Source organism: Bacillus sp. 5mfcol3.1 (assembly GCF_900114335.1).
Classification (GTDB): domain Bacteria; phylum Bacillota; class Bacilli; order Bacillales; family Bacillaceae_G; genus Bacillus_A; species Bacillus_A thuringiensis_S.
This window is the reverse complement of sequence record NZ_FOST01000002.1, coordinates 332,912-355,716: the sequence shown is the minus strand read 5'-3', so window position 1 is coordinate 355,716 and position 22,805 is coordinate 332,912. Positions and strand designations below refer to the sequence as shown.

Sequence of the window (22,805 nt, the reverse complement as noted above, 5' to 3'; positions counted from 1 at the left end):
TAACTATTATTATTTTGCTCATCTTTCTAATATAGGACATACTACTATATATACAAAAGACAATATGCAAATGTTCATATAAAAATATTATATTTTAATATATAATATAAAATGATTTTCTAACATCAAGGAGGATACATATGAAGATGAAGAGGGGCATTACCACTCTATTATCTGTAGCGGTTCTATCTACATCACTTGTAGCATGTTCAGGAACACCAGAGAAAACAGTGGCGAAAGAAGAGAAAGTAAAATTAACAGAACAGCAATTAATGGCTGATTTATGGTATCAAACAGCTGGCGAAACGAAAGCACTTTACTACCAAGGGTACAATATCGGTCAATTAAAGCTTGATGCAGTTCTTGCAAAAGGGACAGAGAAAAAACCTGCTATCGTACTTGATTTAGACGAAACTGTTTTAGATAACAGTCCTCATCAAGCAATGAGCGTAAAAACAGGCAAAGGCTATCCTTACAAATGGGATGATTGGATTAATAAAGCTGAGGCTGAAGCCCTTCCAGGCGCAATTGATTTCTTAAAATATACAGAGTCTAAAGGTGTAGATATTTACTACATCTCAAATCGTAAAACGAACCAACTAGATGCAACAATTAAAAATCTTGAGCGTGTAGGTGCTCCTCAAGCAACGAAAGAACATATATTACTACAAGATCCGAAAGAAAAAGGAAAAGAAAAACGCCGTGAACTCGTTTCTCAAACCCATGATATTGTCTTATTCTTCGGTGATAACTTATCTGATTTCACAGGTTTTGATGGAAAATCTGTAAAAGATCGTAACCAAACAGTAGAAGATTCAAAAGCACAATTTGGTGAGAAATTCATTATTTTCCCGAATCCAATGTATGGCGATTGGGAAGGCGCTTTATATGATTATGATTTCAAAAAATCAGATGCAGAAAAAGATAAAATCCGTCGCGACAACTTAAAATCATTTGAAGTAAAATAAAAGAGGATGGCATTCGCCATCCTCTTTATTTTACTTTCTCTGTTAAAGGCAAGATAAACACTTCCACACGTCTATTCTTTGCCTTTCCTTCTTGTGTATCGTTTGGAGCAATTGAACGGTATTCTCCGTATCCAATCGCACTAAATTTTTCTGGTTGTAATTCTTTATTTTGCAGTAATACTTGCATAAAATTAACTGCCCGCTGCGTACTTAATTCCCAATTCGACGCAAACTGCGCATTGGCAATAGGGACATTATCCGTATGACCCGATACTGTAATTTCACGAGGTGACGCTGAAACAAGTAAGCTAGACATCTCTTTCGCAATCCCTAAAGATTCTAATTTCACATCTGCTTTCCCCGAATCAAACAGTATATTTTCTAATATTGTCACCATTAATCCCTTTTCAGTTAATTTAGTTTGAAAAGAAGAGGATAATTGTTTTTCATTAATATATTGATCAATCTTTTTTTGTAATGCTTTCAATTCATCCATCTCTTTTTTTTCTTTAGCTCTAGCTTCTTCTTGTTTTTTTGCTTGTTCTGCCTCAAGGCTACTTGCTGATAATTCTTTTTCCTCATTTGGCTTTTGATCACTTAAAAATTCTTTGTTACCTGTTCCCCCAGCTAATTCACTTCGAAAAGCAACTGCCATCTGTTTAAACTTCGCAGCATCTATACTACTCATTGCGAATAAAACGATAAACAATGCAAATAACAACGTTAACATATCAGAATATGGAATTAACCACGTTTCATCGATATGCTCATCATGTTTTTTCTTTTTGCCTCTTCTATTTTTCTTACTCCGCATTTTTTTCTGCTCCTTTTTCTAGCTTTTTACGCTCAGTTGCAGAAAGTGCACCTAAAATGCGGTTCTTCATAATAAACGGATATGTACCTTCTTGTAGCATTAATAAACAATCAATGATTAAACGTTTTTTCTCAATTTCAGCTGAAGATTTTTGCTTTAACTTATTTGCAAATGGATGCCATAATACATAACCTGAAAAAATACCAAAAATCGTTGCAATAAACGCACCCGAAATAGCATGACCTAACTTTTCAATATCAGTTAAGTTACCAAGCGCAGCTACAAGACCGATAACAGCACCTAAAACTCCTAATGTCGGTGCATACGTACCAGCTTGTGAAAAAATAGCAGCTCCCTTTGCATGTCTTTCTTCAATTGCCTCTAATTCAGATTCCAAAATCTGCTCTAAATCTTCTGCGGATACGCCATCAATCACAAATTTCATACCGCGCAAAAGAAATTCATCTTGAATTTTGTCTAATTGTTGCTCTAAAGACAAAATACCGTATTTTCTACTTTCAGATGTCCAATGAACAAATAATTCTAGCAACTGTTCATAACTTAAATCCTTTTTATTTGAACCAAAAAGAACTTTAAATAGTTTTGGAACCCTTTTTAGTTGATTCATCGGAAATGCAATACATACTGCAGCAAATGTACCGATAAAAATAATTAATGCTGCGGCAGGATTTAATAAGGCTGTTACGTCAGCGCCCTTGACGACCATCCCTACTACCACTGCTAAAAATCCTAAAACAAGTCCAATAATTGTTGCAAAATCCATTCCCATTCACTCCTAGTCTATACAAGAAGTTCTTTATTCTCGATAATCGCTACATCTTCTTATGTATATATATTACATAAAAAATGCAATTCATGAAAGATAAGAAATGAATTATATAAAAAAATACTACAAATTCACACATTTTCTGACATTTTCTTTGCATTTCTATTACGTTATGACTCTTATATTCCTTTTCCAACAAACTAGACTTATAATAAAAAAACGATACACATTTTATTAAGAAGGGACTGTGATTACAAGGCATTATGAAAAAGATAATAATTATTTCTGCCACTACTATTGTAATCGGTATCACATCTTTCACTTACTTTGGTTCTAAATCACCACTACATAATGAAGCGAAAGCTGTCGAAAGTCAAAAACATACTAACCACCCAAAAGAAGAGATTCCTGCTTTTCCAAAAGCTGATCATAATGCAAAGAAAATAGACAATAACTTTTCAGTTGTAACAAATCCAAAATCTAATCTTGTCTTAATTAATAAACATCGAAAACTACCAGATGGATACATTCCTGAAGACTTAACGAGACCAAACGTACCATTTGCTAGTCCAAAAGATAAAGAAAAAACATTGCTACGCAAAGATGCTGCAGAGGCACTTGAAAACATGTTCAAAGCTGCGAAAAAAGAAGGGCTTGATCTTACAGCTGTATCTGGTTATCGTTCATACAAACGCCAAAAATCGTTGCATGATACATACGTTAGGCGTCAAGGAAAAGCTGAGGCTAATTCAGTAAGCGCAATTCCTGGTACGAGTGAACACCAAACGGGTTTAGCAATGGATATTAGTTCAAAAACAGCTAAATTTCAATTAGAGCCTATTTTCGGGGAGACAGCAGAAGGAAAATGGGTCGCGGAACACGCTCATGAATTCGGCTTTGTCATTCGTTACTTAGAAGATAAAACAGATACAACAGAATATGCATATGAACCATGGCACTTACGCTACGTTGGTAATCCATACGCTACATACCTATATAAACATCACTTAACATTAGAAGAAGCGATGGAAGACAAAAAATAAGAGAGCAAATTGCTCTCTTATTTTTCTTTCACTCTATCATTGTAGTAATTTCTTCTTCCATTCTTCAGGCCATGGTTCGCCTCTTCCTGTTTTTTTCGACGCTTGAACCATCATTCCACGACCTACTAAACAAACCTCTCCTTCTGCATTCTTCACCATATAATGTAGATCTAAAGAAGAGTTCCCAACCGATCCTGCCTTTACATACACCTTCAACTGTTCATCAAAATATATTTGCTTAATAAAATTACATTGTAAATCCGCAACAACGATCATCGTTTCTGATGATGCATGTGTCCACTCTTGCATAAATCCAAGTTCTTTAAACAACGCGATACGAGCTTCTTCAAAATAAGTAAAAGCAACGACATTATTTACATGTCCAAACATATCTACTTCACCAAAACGAACCTTTACAGGATTGTAAAATGAAAAACCACTTTCCCATTTCTCGAAGTCTTCAATATAAGAAATTCTCTTCAACGCTATCTCCCCTTCCTGCCAAAAAAACAGAATAAACTGAAAAATGAAGTTATAAATATTGCCCCTTCAAGATGAAGAGGCAATATTTATTAATAGTTATTATCGCTACCAAAGAAATCTTTGAACGATTGAATTGTTGTATCACGGTTTAATGCCGCAATTGAAGTTGTTAAAGGAATACCCTTCGGACATGATTGCACACAGTTTTGAGAGTTACCACAGTTTGCTAGTCCTCCATCTCCCATAATTGCACGTAAGCGATCTGCTTTATGCATTTCACCCGTTGGATGTGAGTTGAATAAACGAGCTTGTGATAACGGCGCTGGTCCAATAAAGTCAGACTTACTGTTTACGTTTGGACATGATTCTAAGCAAACACCACATGTCATACATTTTGAAAGCTCATAAGCCCATTGACGCTTTTTCTCAGGCATTCTTGGTCCTGGACCTAAGTCATACGTACCATCAATTGGAATCCAAGCTTTAACGCGTTTTAGAGCATTAAACATGCGACTGCGATCAACTTGTAAATCACGTACAACTGGGAATGTCTTCATCGGCTTTAAGCGAATTGGCTGTTCTAATTGGTCAATAAGAGCCGTACATGATTGACGTGGCTTTCCGTTAATAACCATCGAACATGCACCGCATACTTCCTCTAAGCAGTTCATATCCCATGCGATCGGAGTTGTTTGGTTTCCTTTTGAATCAACAGGATTACGACGAATTTCCATAAGCGCCGAAATAATATTCATATTAGGACGATATGGAATTTCAAACTCTTGGTCAAACTCTTGTGCATCTGGTCCATCTTGTCTCGTAATGATGAGGCGGATTGTTTTCTCAGACATGTTGTTTATCCCCCTTCTCTTCACCCTTAGCAGCTACATCATGTTTTGAAGAATAATCACGTTTACGTGGTTTAATTAATGAAACATCAACGTCTTCGTAATGGAATGCTGGTGCATTTCCTTCTCCTTCAAATTTTGCCATAGTAGTTTTTAAGAAGTTTGCATCATCACGATTTGGGAATTCAGGTTTGTAATGCGCCCCGCGGCTCTCATTACGGTTATATGCGCCAATTGTAATAACACGTGCTAACTCAAACATATTTGCAAGTTGACGTGTAAATGAAGCACCTTGGTTACTCCATCTCGCTGTATCGTTAATGTTAATACGTTTGTAACGATCCATTAACTCTTCAATTTTCGCATCTGTTTCTAATAACTTTTTATTTTCACGAACTACTGTAACGTTATCTGTCATCCATTCTCCAAGCTCTTTATGAAGAACATATGCATTTTCATTACCATCCATCGTTAAAATATTGTTAAATTTCTCTGTTTCGATTAATTCATTTTGCTCATATACAGTAGATGAAACAGCATCTGATGATTTAGAAAGACCTTTCATATATTCAATTGCGTTTGGTCCTGCTACCATACCACCGTAAATTGCTGATAATAGTGAGTTTGCACCAAGGCGGTTACCACCGTGCATAGAATAATCACACTCACCTGCTGCAAATAAACCTGGAATACTAGTCATTTGCTTATAGTCAACCCATAGTCCACCCATTGAATAGTGAACAGCTGGGAAGATTTTCATTGGTAGTTTACGAGGATCATCCCCTGTAAATTTCTCATAGATTTCAATAATTCCACCAAGTTTAATATCTAGTTCTTTCGGATCTTTATGAGAAAGATCTAAGTACACCATGTTTTCACCGTTAATACCTAGTTTTTGCTCTACGCAAACATCAAAGATTTCACGCGTTGCGATATCACGAGGTACAAGGTTTCCGTAAGCCGGATATTTTTCTTCTAAGAAGTACCATGGTTTACCATCTTTATATGTCCAAACACGTCCACCTTCACCACGTGCAGATTCACTCATAAGACGTAATTTATCGTCTCCAGGAATTGCCGTTGGGTGAATTTGAATGAACTCACCATTTGCATAATATGCACCTTGTTGATATACAGCAGAAGCTGCTGTACCTGTATTAATAATGGAGTTTGTTGATTTTCCGAAAATGATACCAGGGCCCCCTGTTGCCATAATCACGGCATCAGCTCCGAAACTTTTAATCTCCATAGTTTGTAAGTCTTGTGCAACGATTCCTCGGCACACACCTTCATCATCAACAACAGCTCGTAAGAAATCCCAGCCTTCATATTTCGTTACAAGTCCTGCTACTTCGTGACGACGTACTTGCTCATCTAATGCGTAAAGTAATTGCTGTCCAGTTGTTGCACCAGCAAATGCTGTACGGTGATGTTGCGTTCCACCAAATCGACGGAAATCAAGAAGTCCTTCTTCCGTACGGTTGAACATAACACCCATACGGTCCATTAAATGAATGATACCAGGTGCTGCTTCACACATTGCTTTAACTGGTGGTTGGTTCGCTAAGAAGTCCCCACCATAAATTGTATCGTCAAAGTGGATCCATGGAGAATCCCCTTCACCTTTCGTATTTACGGCACCGTTAATTCCGCCCTGAGCACATACAGAATGTGAACGTTTTACTGGTACTAAAGAAAACAGTTCAACATTTACTCCTGCTTCTGCCGCTTTAATCGTTGCCATTAAGCCAGCCAAGCCACCGCCGACTACTATAAGTTTTCCTTTCATGCTCTCCCACTCCTTACTGATTTGCTAGCTGTGGATCGATGAACGCTAATAATGCACTCACACCTACATAAGATAGACCTAAGAAAATAGCTAATGTTACATAAGTAGAGATTCTTTGTGAACGTGGAGATACTGTAATTCCCCAGCTGATGCAGAATGTCCATAGTCCATTTGCAAAGTGGAAAATTGTTGAAACAACACCAACTAAGTAGAATGCAAACATAGCTGGATTGTTTAAAATATCTGCCATCATATCATAGTTTACCTCTTTACCTAACATTGCTTGAATACGAGTTTCCCAGACGTGCCAAGAAATGAAAATCAGCGTAACGATACCTGAAATTCTTTGGAAAACGAACATCCAGTTACGGAAATAACCGTAAGAAACCGCATTGTTCTTAGCTGTAAATGCAATATATAAGCCATATATAGCATGGTACAGTATCGGTAAAAAGATGATGAAAATTTCTAGCGCATACCGGAATGGAAGGAGCTCCATAAAGCCTGCAGCCTTGTTAAAAGCCTCTGCTCCTCTTGTTGCAAAGTTGTTTACAATTAGATGTTGCGTCAAAAAGACACCAACCGGGATGACCCCCATTAATGAGTGCCACTTACGAAACGTATACTCGCGGCCTTTCATGTCCCCATTACCCCCTTGAATGTTTGACTGCTGTTTTCAGATTAATTTATAACAATAATGTTTTTTCACTATTGGCATAAGAAAAACTGAAAAAATTATTCGAAATATTTCAGCATAATTTGATAACAAGTTCATTTTACCCCTATTTTTGTCGAAGCGTCAAGAAAACGTATACATAATTTGCATATAATTTGGCAATTCTTTTTTTCTTCTTAGATATTCAGATTTCCCTAAAGAAAAATCTGTTTTTATAAATGAAAAATGTTATATAATAATCCCTATAGAAAGAGGGGAATATTGTGAGTAAAAATACAATCGATATAACATCTTTAGAAGATGTTTCATTGAACGCCTTCGCTTATGAATTGCTACGTGAAGAATTACTACCTGATTTAATCGGCAACGATTTAGATGGTATTTTATACTGGTCTGGTAGAAACCTTGCAAGAAAATATCCGCTAGAAACAATTGAAGAAGTCATTCAGTTCTTTGAAAAAGCTGGCTGGGGCACTTTAAGCATTATTGAACATAAGCGTCGTGAAATGCAGTTCCAACTTAAAGGCACACTCATTGCAGAACGTCAAAAACAAAAACGACATTCTTCTTATCAACTAGAAGCTGGATTCATCGCTGAACAAATTCAAAAGCAACGGAACGTCGTTGCAGAGTCATACGAAGAAAAGAAAAAACGTTCTGACTCTATTACATTTCTTGTAAAATGGGATATAAAAGATCTCATTGAAGTGTAAGCATTACCTACAGTCAACTAGACATATCAGTTTAGTTGACTTTTTTGTATTTTCATTCAGATGCATTTATTTTAAATCTTCAGAAATTATACCAAAAAACAGAAGACGTTGTAAACTACAACGTCTTCTTATCTGTTAAATACGTATAAATCGTCTCCGCGACATTTTTCGGCATACCCGCTTCGACAAATTCCTCTATAGAAGCTTCTTTCATCTTCTTTAATGAACCAAAATGTTTTAACAATACCTTTTTCCGTTTATCACCTATTCCTGGAATGTCATCCAATGCTGATTGAATGACAGATTTCCCATGTAATTGACGATGGAATGTAATCGCAAATCGATGCACCTCATCTTGAATACGCTGCAATAAATAAAATTCTTGGCTATTTCTCTCAAGCATCACAGGTTCCGGTGGGTCCCCAATAATTAAATGGGAGGTTTTATGTTTATCATCTTTCACAAGACCTGCCATCGGAATATATAATCCGAGCTCATTCTCTAGAATATCACTTGCAGCCGCTAGATGGCCTTTTCCTCCATCAATAATAATCAAATCAGGTAAAGGTGAATTTTCTTTAAGGGCCCTTGTATAACGGCGCCTCACAACTTCTCTCATAGACTCATAATCGTCTGGTCCTTGAACCGTTTTAATTTTATATTTTCGATACTCTTTCTTCGCCGGTTTCCCATCGATAAAAGCAATCATTGCAGAAACAGGATTTGTTCCTTGAATATTTGAGTTATCAAACGCTTCAATACGATACGGCGTTTCAATCCCAAGCTGCTTCCCTAAATGATCTACTGCTTTAATCGTTCGTTCTTCATCACGTTCAATTAAGTAAAACTTCTCTTCAAGAGCAATTTTCGCGTTTTTATTTGCTAATTCTACAAGGTCTTTTTTCTTACCACGTTTCGGCTGTGTCGCTTCTACTTCTAAAAAGCGCTCTACTAATTCCGAGTCTATACTTCCTGGAACGACAATTTCCTTCGGCTTAAAATGACTACTGTTTTCATAAAATTGGCCGATAAACGTTAAAAAGCCCTCTTCTGGTTCATCGTAAATTGGAAACATAGAAACATCACGTTCAATTAGCTTTCCTTTTCGAACGAAGAAAACTTGAACACACATCCATCCTTTATCCACTGCATATCCAAACACATCACGATCCACTAAGTCACTCATAATCATCTTTTGTTTTTCCATAATCGCATCAATATGAGCAATTTGATCACGCAACTCTTTTGCACGTTCAAACTCTAGTTTCTCTGAGGCCTCATACATTTTTACTTCTAATTCTGAACGAACTTCTTTATGTCCACCATTTAAAAACTTAATAATTTCATCTACAATTTCTTTATTTTGTTCTTCCGTCACTTCTTTCACACACGGCGCTAAGCATTGACCCATATGATAATACAAACAAACTTTATCTGGCATATTCGTACATTTCCGAAGTGGATACATACGATCTAGTAGTTTTTTCGTTTCATGAGCAGATTGTGCATTTGGATAAGGACCAAAATACTTTCCTTTATCCTTTTTTACATTTCGAGTAATGAGTAAGCGCGGTTGCTTCTCCGCCGTAATTTTAATAAAAGGATATGTTTTATCATCTTTTAATTGAATATTATATTTCGGATCATATTTTTTAATTAGATTTAACTCTAAAATAAGTGCTTCTAAATTCGAAGAGGTTACGATATATTCAAAATCAACAATTTCTCCTACAAGCCGCAGTGTTTTCCCATCATGTGAACCAGTAAAGTACGAGCGCACACGATTTTTAAGCACTTTTGCCTTTCCAACATATATAACCGTTCCTTGCTTATCTTTCATCAAATAACAACCAGGTTGATCTGGTAAAATAGCCAACTTCTCTTTCAAATGTTCGTGCACTCGTCTCCCTCCATTTCTACATACTTAGCATTTTTATTTTCCCTTGAAAACATACTATGCTCAAACACCCAACATACGTTCTTTTATTGTAACGGAAAGACTGTAAAAAAGAAAATAAAAAAAGCTACCAACTGGTAGCTTTTTTATTTTAGAAATGTTTAGAAACTAATTCTACTAACGCTTCTTTCGGTTTGTAACCTAACGTTTGATCAACTACTTTACCGTCTTTTAATACGAAAAGAGCTGGAATGCTCATTACTTCGAATTGACGAGCAGTTTCTTGGTTCTCATCAACATCTACTTTTACTACTTTTACTTTTTCGCCTAGTTCTGCATCGATTTCCTCTAATACAGGAGCGATCATTTTACAAGGTCCACACCAAGGTGCCCAGAAATCTAATAATACAACACCTTCGCTAGTTTCAGCTGCGAAGCTTTGGTCATTTGCGTTTACAATTGCCATTTTATTTCCTCCTTCAAGTATATTCTACCAAGAGTATATCATTAACTTATATACGTGGCGAATAATATGTATCGTTATGTATTGTAACAAAAAAATGTTCCTTTATACTATATAAAAATATGGATTAAATACTAAAAAGATGAGAGACAGGGGATCTCTCACCTTTTTCTATATATAGGGGTACTTCACTTGGAACTCAAGGGTACTTAAATCATGAATGTACTTTTAACTTTTTAAACTCTTCTGTTAAAAGAGGTACAACTTCGAACAAGTCACCAACAATACCGTAGTCAGCTACTTTGAAGATACTTGCTTCTGGATCTTTATTAATCGCAACGATTATTTTTGAGTTAGACATACCTGCTAAATGCTGAATCGCACCAGAAATACCACATGCAATGTATAAGTCTGGCGTAACAACTTTACCAGTTTGACCAATTTGTAATGAGTACTCACAGTATTCAGCGTCACAAGCACCACGAGATGCCCCAACAGCGCCGCCTAGTACGTCAGCTAACTCTTTTAATGGTTTAAATCCTTCTTCACTCTTCACACCGCGTCCGCCAGCGATAATAACTTTCGCTTCAGAAAGATCCACACCTTCTGCTGTTTTACGGACAACATCTTGAATAATTGTACGTAAATCTTTCACATCAACTGTAATAGAAGATACGTCACCGCTGCGAGACTCATCTTTTTCCAGAGTTGCAATGTTATTTGGACGCACTGTTGCAAATAAGATGCCGTCTGTTACAATCTTCTTCTCGAATGCTTTACCAGAGTAAATTGGACGAGTGAAGATAACATTTCCACCTTCAACCTCTAAAGCAGTTACGTCAGAAACTAAACCAGCTTCAAGCTTCGCTGCTAATTTTGGTGATAAATCTTTACCAAGTGCCGTATGTCCAAAGACAATACCTTCTGGATTTTCTTCAGCATGTACAGCTAAAAACGCTTGTGCATAACCATCAGATGTATATGATTTTAATTTATCATTTTCAACTGTCACAACGCGATCTGCACCGTAATGAATCAATTCATTTGCAAAAGAGGCAACGCTGTCTCCAATTAGAAGACCTACTACTTCACCGCCTTCTGCAATTGTTTTTGCTGCTGCTACCGCTTCAAACGAAACGTTACGTAGCGATCCATCACGAACTTCACCCATTACTAATACTTTACGAGCCATAGATTTTCCCTCCTGCATATATAATTTCGTATTTTATTAGATTACTTTCGCTTCTGTATGGAGCAACGATACAAGTTCTTTTACTTGATCTTGCAGCTCGCCTTGTAACACTTTTCCTGCATCTTTCTTAGGAGGCAAATAGATTTCAATTGTTTTTGTCTTTGCTTCCACATCATCTTCTTCTAAATCTAAATCATCTAATTCTAATTCTTCTAGTGGCTTTTTCTTCGCTTTCATAATACCTGGAAGCGATGGGTAACGAGGTTCATTTAAACCTTGCTGTGCTGTTACTAAAACTGGTAATGAAGTTGCAATCACTTCTGTATCACCTTCAACATCACGCTCAATCTTCACATTTGTACCGTCAATTTCAAGTTTTGTAATTGTCGTTACATATGGAATATTTAACGCTTCAGCTACGCGTGGCCCTACTTGTCCAGATGCACCATCAATTGCAACGTTTCCGCCTAAAATTAAATCTGCATCTTTATCTTTTAAATACTCAGCAAGTACTTTTGCTGTCGTGAACTGGTCACCATTTTCTACATCATCTTCAATATTAATTAATACCGCTTTATCACAGCCCATTGCTAATGCAGTACGAAGTTCTTTCTCACTATCTTCGCCACCGACTGTTACAACTGTAACTTCTCCACCTTGTGCGTCTCTTACTTGAATTGCTTCTTCAATTGCATATTCATCGTAAGGGTTGATGATGAATTCCGCTTCGCCATCGTAAATTGCACCGTTTTTAATTACGATTTTTTCTTCTGTATCAAATGTTCGTTTCATGAGTACGTAGATGTTCATTCCATTTACCCCCTTGTTTTTCAGAAAGATTCTATCAATTTTAATTTTCCGTTAATTTATATTAAAAAAATAATTGAACTACCTGCCACTAAATGAAGGTTTACGCTTTTCTAAAAATGCGGCTACACCTTCTCTTCCATCTTCACTCGTAAATACTTCACCAAAAATTTGTGATTCACGTTGTACACCTTCATAGTAATGAGACGATTTTGTCGTTTGCAATAACTCTAGTACAGCACGAGTTGTTGCTGGACTTTTTCCAGCAATTTGTTTTGCAACTTTAAGCGTATCATCTAAAAATGATTCTTCAGAGAACAATCCGTTAACAAGTCCCCACTTTAATGCTTCTGCACCAGTAATTGGTGTACTTGTTAACATCATTTCACAAGCTTTCGCTTTCCCAACATAACGTGGTAAGCGCTGTGTACCTGCAAAGCCAGGAATTAATCCAAGTGTTAATTCAGGTAAACCAAGTTTTGCACTTTCAGTTGCAAAGCGCATGTGGCAAGACATAGCAAACTCAAGGCCGCCGCCCAGTGCCGCTCCATGAATTGCCGCAATAACTGGTTTTGAACATTTTTCAACACGCTCAAACGTAACTTGTCCAAGCTGTGCTAATTCTGTTGCTTGCTTCGCTTCAGTAACAGATGTAAATTCTTTAATATCTGCTCCTGCTGAGAAAAAACGTCCTTCACCGTGAATAACAACAACACGAATGTTATCATCCTTTTCCACTTGATCAATTAATTCAGTAACGTCATGCATAACTTGTGAAGACATCGCATTCGCTGGTGCGTGATTTAACGTCGCCACCGCGATATGATCTTCAACTCTTACAGATAGGAATTTCAACATGATCCCTCCCATTATTGACGATAACCACAAGCTGCAATAAGTAGCCCGTGTACCGTTTTTGAAAGTGCGACCAGATCATACTTATGATCGCTCATTACCCAATTGGTCACAACTTCATCTACTGTTCCAAAGATCATTTGTCTTGCCACGCGAACATTTAAATCTGCTTGAAATTCACCTTGTTTTATACCAGTCTCTAAAATCTCATCCATAACTTGTAAGTAGCCTTTTAATACTTCATTTATTTTAAGGCGCAAGTCTTGATTGGACTGCCTTAGCTCTAATTGCGTAACGATAGCAAGCGGATCATTTTGCGACAACAGCAAGAAGTGCGTTTCTACCAACATGAATAACTTCGATACAGCGCTTTCAATTCCTGCTGTTTTTTGACGAATTGTTTCGACAAATTCTCCCATCTTCTCTTGGAATAAGGATATTAATATATCTTCTTTATTTTTAAAATATAAATAAATCGTGCCATCAGCTACCCCAGCTTGCTTTGCGATTTTAGAAACTTGCGCTTGGTGGTACCCATTCTCCGCAATCACAATGACTGCCGCATCAATAATTTGATTGTATTTCGGTCTATTTTTCTTCACTTTACTGTCCCCTTCAAGAAGATGACTGAATGAATAGTCATTCATATTCTTATAATACTGACTATTTAGAAAAGTGTCAATCCTATTTTTTCAAAAAGAAAGGGCCTTAGCCCGTTTGCTCATCCTCATTCTTTCTCTTCTCTTCATCTATTAGAACACGGCGCAAAATTTTCCCTACTGTCGTTTTCGGCAATTCATCTCTAAACTCATATACTTTCGGAACTTTATAAGCCGCTAAATATTTACGTGCAAACTGATTTAATTCTTCCTCAGAGCATTCCGTACCTTCTTTTAACACAACAAATGCTTTAACTGTCTCTCCTCGGTACGGATCTGGAACTCCAATTGTCACTACTTCTTGCACTTTTTCATGCTCATATAATACTTCTTCAACTTCACGAGGATACACATTAAATCCACTCGCGACAATCATATCTTTCTTGCGATCTTTTACATAGAAGAACCCATCTTCATCCATGTAGCCAACATCACCTGTATGGAGCCAGCCATCTTGCAATACAGCCGCTGTTTCCTCTGGCTTATTCCAATATCCTTTCATAATTTGAGGGCCTTTCACTACAATTTCACCTATTTCTCCTGGCGGTAATGCCTCACCAGTTTCAAGCGACATAATAATTGCTTCTGTATCTGGCCACGGAACTCCGATGCTACCTGGCACTCGCTTTTCCCATAAAAAATTACTATGTGTAACCGGAGAGGATTCTGTTAAACCATATCCCTCTACTAGTTTACCACCTGTAACTTTTTCGAACTTTTCCTGTACTTCTACTGGCAGTGGTGCTGATCCACTAATACAAGCACGAATAGAAGAAATATCGTATTCTTTTAAAAGCGGACTATTTAAAAGAGCGATATAAATAGTTGGTGCCCCTGGAAACAATGTCACTTTATGCTTCTTAATCGCTTCAAAAACCATTTTCATATCAAACTTTGGAATAAGGACCATTTTGTATCCTTGCATAATACTTAAATTCATAACAGCTGTCATACCATAAACATGGAAAAATGGAAGAACCCCAAGAACGACTTCTTCTCCTTCTTTGCAATTATATAACCATTGAACTCCCATTAACGTGTTAGAGACGAGGTTTTTATGCGTTAACATAACTCCTTTCGGAAATCCGGTTGTTCCTCCTGTGTACTGTAAAAGAGCTAGATCATTTTCAGGATCACAAGGCACCTCAACATTCGTATTCACTTCTTTTTCTACTGAATTCCAAAGATGAATTGTTTCACTCTCTGATACTTTCACAACTAAATTCGACTGTTTTTTCTGCACAAATGGATACAATAGATTTTTAGGGAATGGTAAAAAGTCTGCAATACGAGTTACGATAATATGCTCAATTTTTGTAGCAGATTGAACATTCGTTACTCTTGGAAACACTAAATCGAGACAAAGAATTACTTTTGCTCCCGAGTCATGAAGCTGATATTCTAATTCCCTTTCTGTATACAGTGGATTGGTTTGTACTACGATACCTCCCGCAAGTAATGTACCGTAATAACCAATTACAGCTTGCGGACAATTCGGCAACATAATAGCAACTCGATCACCCTTTTCCACACCGAGTTTTTGAAGATAATTTGCAAACCGCTTCACCTTATCATGGAAGTCCGAAAACGTAATATCCTTCCCCAAAAAGTGAAGCGCTTTCTTTTCTGGGTAGCGAGAAGCCATCTGTTCTACATATCTATGAAGCGGCTGAATATCATAAGAAATCGTACTCGGAATTTCCTCTGGATAACTTTTCAACCATGATTTTTCCACCTTCATTCCCCCTTCAAATACATAAAAAATAAATGAATGTTCATTCATGATGGTTATTTTCATTATATTATAGTCACCATAGCGTTACAATCATAATATTCTGACTTTTGTATAACTATGCTTTACTTCATTAACTTCTTATTATATGTAGAAACTCTCTTAATCTTAAAAGAGTAAGAGAGTTTGTCATTAACTTAATCTTATAATTGTTAATACCGCTCCTGGGGTAGTTGTTGATAATGTTGCGACAGCTAACAAACCAAATAATTGCAAGCTAATAGCATCTCCTGCTGCAAGAGTTGTAATGATTGTTGCGCTAAATGATGTGGTCGCTACAGCAGGAGAATTGATTGTTCCGGCAAGTGGTGCTCCATTGATTGTAATCCGTGAACTAACTAATAATGAAGCCGTTATATTAATCGAATATGAAATATAGTAATTTCCAGCATTTGCAACCGTAAATACTGTATTTCCCCCGGAAACCGTAATACCTGGACCGATATTTTGATTATTCGGAAGCGGGACATTCGTTCCACCTAGAAGTACTGATATCGCTGTTCCTGACGTATTATTTGCAAATGCATATGTCGCCGTGATACTTGTACCTGTTGCTCCTGTTGGGCCTGTCACTCCCGTTGCTCCTGTTATTCCTGTCGCTCCCGTTGGACCTGTTGAACCCGTTGCTCCTGTTATTCCTGTCGCTCCCGTTGGACCTGTTGAACCCGTTGCTCCTGTTATTCCCGTCGCTCCCGTTGGACCTGTTGAACCTGTTGAACCCGTTGTTCCTGTTATTCCTGTCGCTCCTGTTGGACCCGTTGGACCCGTTGCTCCTGTCGCTCCCGTTGGACCCGTTGCTCCTGTTATTCCTGTCGCTCCTGTTGGACCCGTTGCTCCTGTTACTCCTGTTACTCCTGTCGCTCCCGTTGGACCCGTTGCCCCTGTATCGCCTGTTACTCCCGTCGCTCCCGTTGGGCCTATTGCTCCCGTTGCTCCCGTCGCTCCCGTTGGACCTGTGTCGCCTGTTACTCCTGTCGCCCCCGTTGGGCCTGTGCCACCTGTTGCCCCCGTCGGACCGGTTGGACCAAACTTAGGAACTGTCCCATCGCAACTAAAACAGCATGAATCAACATGTACACCATTTTGATTATTACACCCACAATATCCATTTACGTTATTGCTCCATGAAGACATGTTGATCACTTCCTTTACATTCGATCTTTTTAGCGCAATCACCGACTTAAAAAACACCTATCTAAATAACAAAGAAATACTTTGCCTAGTCGGGGATAAAACACAGATTTCCTCCATACATTCTAGTAATTATTACATGCGATTCACTCTCCTTTTGCTTGTACTTTCGCCTTATCTCCACAGACTATTCACAATACACATTACCCTATCGTACACAGCCACTTTCCCATTTAAACTTTCCACATTCGCCAATATTTTTAGTAAAGAGGCTTATTCTTCATAAATAGCGACTATAATATATAAAAATCCGTATAATTCGTTATTTTTCGTCAAAATTTTAAAAATATATTGACACTTAAAATACCCTCATAGTATGATTTGGGTGTTGTAATTGATAACCATTTTCACTTATGGTACTAGTTACAAAAAACACTTAATTTGGGGGCAGAAGATGAAGAAAATTCTCAGTATTTTCATAGTAGTTCTTCTATTCGCTGTTGGATGCGGACAGCAAAAAGAGGAAAAAAAAGAAACAAAAGCGGACAATAAAAATCAAGCTATAACAATTAAACACGCTGAAGGGGAAACGAAGTTAGATAAACCAGCGAAAAAAGTAGTTGTACTTGAGTGGGTATATTCAGAAGACTTATTAGCACTTGGTGTTCAGCCAGTAGGGATGGCAGACATTAAGAATTATAATAAATGGGTAAATACAAAAACAAAACCGAGTAAAGATGTTGTAGATGTAGGGACACGTCAACAACCAAACTTAGAAGAAATTAGCCGTTTAAAACCAGACTTAATTATTACAGCTTCATTCCGTGGTAAAGCAATTAAAAATGAATTAGAGCAAATTGCACCAACAGTTATGTTTGATCCATCAACAAGCAATAACGATCACTTTGCTGAAATGACAGAAACATTTAAACAAATTGCAAAAGCAGTTGGAAAAGAAGAAGAAGGTAAAAAAGTATTAGCTGATATGGATAAAGCATTCGCTGATGCAAAAGCAAAAATTGAGAAAGCAGACTTAAAAGATAAAAACATCGCAATGGCACAAGCATTTACTGCTAAAAACGTACCAACGTTCCGTATCTTAACTGACAATTCTTTAGCTTTACAAGTTACAAAAAAATTAGGTTTAACAAATACTTTTGAAGCAGGACAATCTGAGCCAGATGGTTTCAAACAAACAACTGTAGAATCATTACAAAGTGTACAAGATTCAAACTTCATTTACATTGTAGCGGATGAAGATAACATTTTTGACACGCAACTAAAAGGCAACCCTGCTTGGGAAGAATTAAAGTTCAAAAAAGAAAACAAAATGTATAAATTAAAAGGCGACACTTGGATTTTCGGTGGTCCTGAGTCTGCAACATCTTTAGCAACACAAGTAGCAGATGTAATGACAGCGAAGAAGTGATTACACGATGAATAGCTTACAACATACACTTCGAGCAAGTCTTGTATTCGGAGGAGGAGCAGCTCTCTTGCTCCTCCTTTTCTTTATTCATATCGGACAAGGTCAAGCAAACATTTCCTATAGTATGATTATTGATGCTCTTATCTCACCGAACCAATCGCTAGAACATCAAACTTTAATCATGCTTCGATTACCTAGAGCCGTAATTGCCATTTTAGCTGGAGGCGCTCTTGCTGCATCAGGGGTTATTTTACAAACGTTAACGAAAAATCCACTTGCTGAATCCAGTACAATGGGTATTCACTCTGGCGCATATTTCTTTCTAGTAGCGGCTACAATTTTCTTACCGAAAGGTTTACAAATTAATTCTCTTCTGTTCACATTTATCGGCGGTGCTATTACTGCTTTATTTGTATACCGTATTTCTGGTGGAAAAAAGGGAACCCCACTCAGAATGGCATTAGCTGGTATGGTCGTTACATTAATGCTCTCTGCCTTTACCGGAACGATGCAGCTTTTCTATGAAAATGAAACAGCTGGTTTATTTTTATGGGGAGCTGGATCTCTTATTCAAAATAACTGGGATGGCGTTCAATTTGCTTTTCCATTTATCATTATTTCTTTCCTAGTTTTACTATTTATATCTCGTAAACTCAACATTCTCTTACTTGGTGATGATGTTGCTGTTTCTCTTGGTGAAAAAACAGCAATAACACGTCTTATCGCCTTCATTGCTGCAATCTTTTTAACAGCAGTAATTGTTACTGTTGTTGGACCAATTGGATTTGTCGGCTTAGTTGCACCTCATTTAATGCGCCTTATCGGATACCGTCAACACTTTACTCTTCTTCTCTCTTCTTTCTTATGGGGGGCAGTATTATTGCTTGGAGCAGATGTTGTCGGTAGATTAATAGATCCAACCGGTGCAGAACTTCCTGTTGGGGCAGTCACAGCAATGATTGGATCTCCTTGGCTTATTTACTTAGTTTATCGAATGATGAAGTCGAAACAATATATGAATGATAACGGTGCGAATGCAGCTGGAGCTAGTTCCCGCTATTACTCTTATAAAAAGGTCATCATTATATCTATCACACTTTGTATTGTGACGATTGCTCTTGGTGTTACAATCGGTAGTAACGCTTATATCGAAAGCATTACTAATGTTATATCAGGTCAATTAACACAATTTGATAAAAATATGATGATGAATCTTCGTTTACCAAGAATGCTCGTTGCCGCTATTGCTGGTGCATGCCTTGCAATAAGTGGGCTTGTTTTCCAAGGTATATTACGAAACCCACTTGCCGATCCTTCTATTATTGGTATTTCATCGGGAGCTGGTGTCGGTGCTTTAACTGTTATGTATGTCTTTCCTGCACTTCCTGGTTTCTTCCTACCAATTGGTGCATTTATTGGTGGACTACTTGCAGTAGGAATTGTCCTCTTCTTCTCATGGAAATCAGGGTTTAGCCCCACAGCTCTTGCTTTAATAGGGATTGGTATTTCTGCACTTGGCTCAGCAATTATTCAAATCTTTATCGTTAGAGCCAATTTGAATGTTGCCGCTGCTTTAACATGGTTATCTGGCAGTACGTATGCAAGAGGGTGGAATCACTTAGAAAATATCATTCTATATCCATCTCTAATTCTTGTATTAATTATCTTTTTCTTAATAAAACAACTTGACGTTCTCGTACTGGGAGACGATTTAGCAACTGGACTTGGGCAACCAGTAAATAAAACACGTCTTGCTCTAATTGTGCTAGCGACACTACTTGCATCAGTAAATATCGCTGCTGTCGGTACAATTGCCTTTTTAGGCCTTGTCGCACCTCACTTAGCAAGAATTGTTGTTGGTATGAACCATCAAAGACTATTCGTTTGTTCAGCACTATTTGGAGCAATCCTTCTTTCTGTTGCTGACTTACTTGGACGTACAATCGCATATCCGAAAGAAATCCCTTCTGGCCTTGTCGTCGCTGTACTTGGAGCGCCTTATTTCTTATGGTTGATGAGGAAGAGTGGGAAGAAGGTTAATTAAAAGACGGCTTCATATATGTGAAGCCGTCTTTTCCTATTATGGCATAAAATTAGCATAGGCTTTGTACATAATATATATAACAAGTGAATACATGATTATATTGAACACACTTCGTTTTAAAGTTAACTTTCTCTTTAATTTCTTATCTTGTAATCTCAATTCTATTCCATTCGCTATTTTCAACCTACCTACTATTTGAAATAACTCTCTGTAATCATCAGCATTTCCCAATAATACGTATTCGTTATCATTTTTATACTTTATATGCAGAAACTCACTTCCACCTTTACGGTCTAATATTGTTTTCATATAAGCTACTTCATTCAATACACATACTTTTAAATCAACTTCATTATAATAACGATCCATAAAAAACACATACAACCGTTTATTTGTAACGATTAACACATTATTAATACCAAAGTTCATTGCAAGAACGCCTATCCCTAATGTCATGGCTGTGCCTGTCTGCCAATTTTTCACACGATGATTTTCGGCAAGCATACTATATAAAATCTCTTCGCTTCCCTGTAACTCTTCTTGTACAACCTCATAACAACGTTTCATTAAAATTGTTTTTGTTACAACTTCTTTTGTACGATCTATTTTCTTTTTATCTATTTTCTCATCATTTCTATAATCATCTACAAAATTATCGCTATACTGTAAGTTATTTAATTCCTGAAGTAACTTTTCTTTATTCATTCCTTTCCCCCCCCAGTAGCTTCTTCAATTTCTTTCTCCCTCTTGAAAGCCTACTATATACCGTATCTCGTGTCATACCGAATTCAAGCGCTATTTCTTGTACGCTATATTCATCTAAATACCTTTTTATAAAAATTTTCTTATCTTCTTCATTCAATTCTTTAATTAAAACGTAAAAATTATAATCTCGCTCTTCTTTTGTTAAATTGATATTTTTTCTATCTTCATATATTTCTTGCTGAAACTCTTGTAATTGATAAACCTTATTACTTTTTCGTTTATAATCAATGGCTTTAAACTTAGCGACAGATATAAGTCAGTTTCTAAACTTCCCACGATTTTCATCATAGCTACTAATGTTGTACCAAACGATTAATAAAATATCGTCAACACATTCATCCACTAACACCTTACTCTGTGCCGTATCTAAAACACTATGAACTACCTTATAAATTAAATCTCCATATCGATCAATTGCTGTATGTAATGCTAACATATCTTGTTTTCGAAGACCTTCTACTATTTCTATATCCTTCACCCTTATCACCACTCTTTATCCAATTCTTTATTCATTATATATACGAATGAGCACATTCGTTTCCTGACACTTTTACAAATATTTTCTAATTGTTTTCATATTGTAGCAATGCTTAAGTAATTATTTCTTATGGAACAGGGATTATACTATCTCTCACGAATTTAATCTATGAACAAAAATAGGAGGGATAACTATGTACCAAACAATTGAAGGCTTCTTGCAATCATGGACATACGAAGCAGAGTCTACTCAGAAAATGCTTGATTCATTAACCGATGCATCTTTATCACAAGAAATTGCACCTGGGCACTGGACGTTAGGTAGAGTTGCTTGGCACATCGTGACGGCAATTCCTGTTATACTATCTGGCACAGGGCTAAAGTTTGAAGGAGAATTGAAAGATTATCCTGTTCCAACTTCTGCAAAAACAATTGCAGATGAATACCGTAAAGTAAACGCGGCTTTTGTTGAAACACTTCAAAGTAAATGGACTGATAAAGACTTAGCTACTATTAATGACTTCTTTGGTCGCCCTATGCCGAATTCTATATTTCTAATGACACTCATTAATCATCAAAATCACCACCGCGGACAAATGACGGTTTTAATGCGACAAGCTGTCTTAACAGTTCCTGGCGTATATGGTCCCGCAAAAGAAGAATGGGCTGCGGCTGGAATGGAAGCTCCTAAAATGTAACGACAAAAAAGACAAGGTGTTTACATATCTTGTCTTTTTCTGTAACTTGTTTCATGTGAAACTATTTTTTAAAATGGTTGTTTTATGGAATATATAGGTTAAAATGAATACATATTACGAAGAGGAGTAACCAAATTGAATACAAAAAATAAAAAAATAGCTATGGGAACTATTTTACTAACTTCTCTTATTGGAGTTATTAGTGTATCTCTTTATTTCACCTATTATGGTACCCCTTGGGGAAAACAAGCAGCAATTACGGACTCAAAAGAGTATATTACAAAATATTTTAATCTAGATGCAGAAGTCAAAAATACTTCTTACGATGCTAAAATGAATAGCTATGCAATCTCCTTTGAAACAAGTACCGACGGCGAGTTTACTATCGAATATAAAAGTCCTAATAACTTTAACATTTCTCCAGACGTGCAAAAGTATTTAAGCACACACTCTAAATTTACAGAGTAGTAACGAA

At 37.0% G+C, this 22,805-nt stretch carries 22 protein-coding genes and 1 pseudogene; 7 read left to right on the top strand and 16 right to left on the bottom strand.

What is annotated here, in order from left to right; translation table 11 throughout:
• Positions 1-140 precede the first annotated feature (140 nt).
• Entirely contained in the window at positions 141-968 is an 828-nt protein-coding gene (locus tag BM089_RS11100; RefSeq protein WP_000782771.1) for a 5'-nucleotidase, lipoprotein e(P4) family, read from the top strand.
• Positions 969-993: 25 nt separating this feature from the next.
• Here the strand turns inward: BM089_RS11100 and motB are convergent, their stop codons facing one another.
• The gene (motB, locus tag BM089_RS11095; protein WP_001256741.1) at positions 994-1,782 is read right to left on the bottom strand and encodes a flagellar motor protein MotB; all 789 of its coding nucleotides are present in this window, start codon (positions 1,780-1,782) and stop codon (positions 994-996) included.
• Positions 1,772-2,566, bottom strand: a complete 795-nt coding sequence (motA, locus tag BM089_RS11090; protein ID WP_000344862.1) for a flagellar motor stator protein MotA — start codon at positions 2,564-2,566, stop codon at positions 1,772-1,774. Before motA ends, motB begins: the two co-directional genes overlap by 11 nt.
• 266 nt (positions 2,567-2,832) lie before the next feature.
• Here motA and BM089_RS11080 point away from each other — a divergent pair, with 266 nt between their 5' ends.
• Positions 2,833-3,612 (top strand): M15 family metallopeptidase, encoded by a 780-nt coding sequence (locus BM089_RS11080; RefSeq protein ID WP_000720211.1) that lies wholly within the window; start codon positions 2,833-2,835, stop codon positions 3,610-3,612.
• A gap of 36 nt (positions 3,613-3,648) precedes the next feature.
• Here the strand turns inward: BM089_RS11080 and BM089_RS11075 are convergent, their stop codons facing one another.
• The 4 genes from BM089_RS11075 to sdhC form a co-directional block, all read right to left on the bottom strand.
• Entirely contained in the window at positions 3,649-4,095 is a 447-nt protein-coding gene (locus BM089_RS11075) for an acyl-CoA thioesterase (RefSeq protein WP_000822727.1), read from the bottom strand.
• An 89-nt stretch (positions 4,096-4,184) separates the two neighbouring features.
• Positions 4,185-4,946 (bottom strand): succinate dehydrogenase iron-sulfur subunit, encoded by a 762-nt coding sequence (sdhB, locus tag BM089_RS11070; protein WP_001291830.1) that lies wholly within the window; start codon positions 4,944-4,946, stop codon positions 4,185-4,187.
• Positions 4,939-6,732 carry a succinate dehydrogenase flavoprotein subunit gene (gene sdhA / locus BM089_RS11065; protein ID WP_000676743.1) on the bottom strand — a complete coding sequence of 598 codons (1,794 nt, stop codon included), beginning with the start codon at positions 6,730-6,732 and terminating at the stop codon, positions 4,939-4,941. Before sdhA ends, sdhB begins: the two co-directional genes overlap by 8 nt.
• A 13-nt stretch (positions 6,733-6,745) precedes the next feature.
• Positions 6,746-7,372, bottom strand: coding sequence for a succinate dehydrogenase cytochrome B558 (gene sdhC / locus BM089_RS11060; protein ID WP_000678354.1), 627 nt, complete (start codon positions 7,370-7,372; stop codon positions 6,746-6,748).
• A gap of 299 nt (positions 7,373-7,671) precedes the next feature.
• On the opposite strand from sdhC, the gene BM089_RS11055 reads away from it, so the two are divergent.
• Positions 7,672-8,121, top strand: coding sequence for a YslB family protein (locus tag BM089_RS11055; protein WP_000042214.1), 450 nt, complete (start codon positions 7,672-7,674; stop codon positions 8,119-8,121).
• Positions 8,122-8,236: 115 nt separating this feature from the next.
• Here BM089_RS11055 and uvrC read toward each other — a convergent pair whose 3' ends face one another.
• The 8 genes from uvrC to BM089_RS11015 form a co-directional block, all read right to left on the bottom strand.
• Entirely contained in the window at positions 8,237-10,021 is a 1,785-nt protein-coding gene (uvrC, locus tag BM089_RS11050; RefSeq protein ID WP_000544300.1) for an excinuclease ABC subunit C, read from the bottom strand.
• Between the two features lie 148 nt (positions 10,022-10,169).
• On the bottom strand, positions 10,170-10,484 hold the full coding sequence (gene trxA, locus BM089_RS11045) for a thioredoxin (protein WP_001018944.1): 315 nt from the start codon (positions 10,482-10,484) through the stop codon (positions 10,170-10,172).
• 211 nt (positions 10,485-10,695) lie between these two features.
• A complete protein-coding gene (etfA, locus tag BM089_RS11040) occupies positions 10,696-11,673 on the bottom strand; it encodes an electron transfer flavoprotein subunit alpha (RefSeq protein WP_000101946.1) in 978 nt (325 codons plus the stop codon).
• Positions 11,674-11,709: 36 nt separating this feature from the next.
• A complete protein-coding gene (gene etfB / locus BM089_RS11035; RefSeq protein WP_001029028.1) occupies positions 11,710-12,483 on the bottom strand; it encodes an electron transfer flavoprotein subunit beta in 774 nt (257 codons plus the stop codon).
• Positions 12,484-12,561: 78 nt separating this feature from the next.
• Positions 12,562-13,338, bottom strand: coding sequence for an enoyl-CoA hydratase (locus tag BM089_RS11030; RefSeq protein ID WP_000911291.1), 777 nt, complete (start codon positions 13,336-13,338; stop codon positions 12,562-12,564).
• Positions 13,339-13,349: 11 nt separating this feature from the next.
• A complete protein-coding gene (locus BM089_RS11025) occupies positions 13,350-13,982 on the bottom strand; it encodes a TetR/AcrR family transcriptional regulator (protein WP_002001012.1) in 633 nt (210 codons plus the stop codon).
• Between the two features lie 61 nt (positions 13,983-14,043).
• Positions 14,044-15,729 (bottom strand): long-chain-fatty-acid--CoA ligase, encoded by a 1,686-nt coding sequence (locus BM089_RS11020; RefSeq protein WP_063548716.1) that lies wholly within the window; start codon positions 15,727-15,729, stop codon positions 14,044-14,046.
• Positions 15,730-15,918: 189 nt separating this feature from the next.
• On the bottom strand, positions 15,919-16,920 hold the full coding sequence (locus BM089_RS11015; RefSeq protein ID WP_090976976.1) for a BclA C-terminal domain-containing protein: 1,002 nt from the start codon (positions 16,918-16,920) through the stop codon (positions 15,919-15,921).
• Positions 16,921-17,371: 451 nt separating this feature from the next.
• Between BM089_RS11015 and BM089_RS11010 the strand changes: the two genes are divergently transcribed.
• Together BM089_RS11010 and fhuB are read left to right on the top strand one after the other, a co-directional pair.
• Positions 17,372-18,346: an ABC transporter substrate-binding protein gene (locus BM089_RS11010; RefSeq protein WP_090976974.1), complete on the top strand. Its 975-nt coding sequence runs from the start codon at positions 17,372-17,374 to the stop codon at positions 18,344-18,346.
• Between the two features lie 7 nt (positions 18,347-18,353).
• A complete protein-coding gene (gene fhuB / locus BM089_RS11005) occupies positions 18,354-20,390 on the top strand; it encodes a Fe(3+)-hydroxamate ABC transporter permease FhuB (RefSeq protein ID WP_016512270.1) in 2,037 nt (678 codons plus the stop codon).
• Between the two features lie 36 nt (positions 20,391-20,426).
• Here fhuB and BM089_RS11000 read toward each other — a convergent pair whose 3' ends face one another.
• Positions 20,427-21,095 carry a septation ring formation regulator EzrA gene (locus BM089_RS11000; protein WP_090976972.1) on the bottom strand — a complete coding sequence of 223 codons (669 nt, stop codon included), beginning with the start codon at positions 21,093-21,095 and terminating at the stop codon, positions 20,427-20,429.
• Positions 21,088-21,642: pseudogene (locus tag BM089_RS10995) on the bottom strand (sigma-70 family RNA polymerase sigma factor). The gene BM089_RS11000 and the pseudogene BM089_RS10995 overlap by 8 nt, the downstream one beginning before the upstream one ends.
• Before the next feature lie 184 nt (positions 21,643-21,826).
• On the opposite strand from BM089_RS10995, the gene BM089_RS10990 reads away from it, so the two are divergent.
• Positions 21,827-22,330 carry a DinB family protein gene (locus BM089_RS10990; RefSeq protein ID WP_090976970.1) on the top strand — a complete coding sequence of 168 codons (504 nt, stop codon included), beginning with the start codon at positions 21,827-21,829 and terminating at the stop codon, positions 22,328-22,330.
• Positions 22,331-22,465: 135 nt separating this feature from the next.
• Complete coding sequence (locus tag BM089_RS10985; RefSeq protein WP_001093300.1) at positions 22,466-22,798, top strand: YfjL-like protein; 333 nt, start codon at positions 22,466-22,468, stop codon at positions 22,796-22,798.
• The last annotated feature ends 7 nt before the right edge of the window (positions 22,799-22,805 follow it).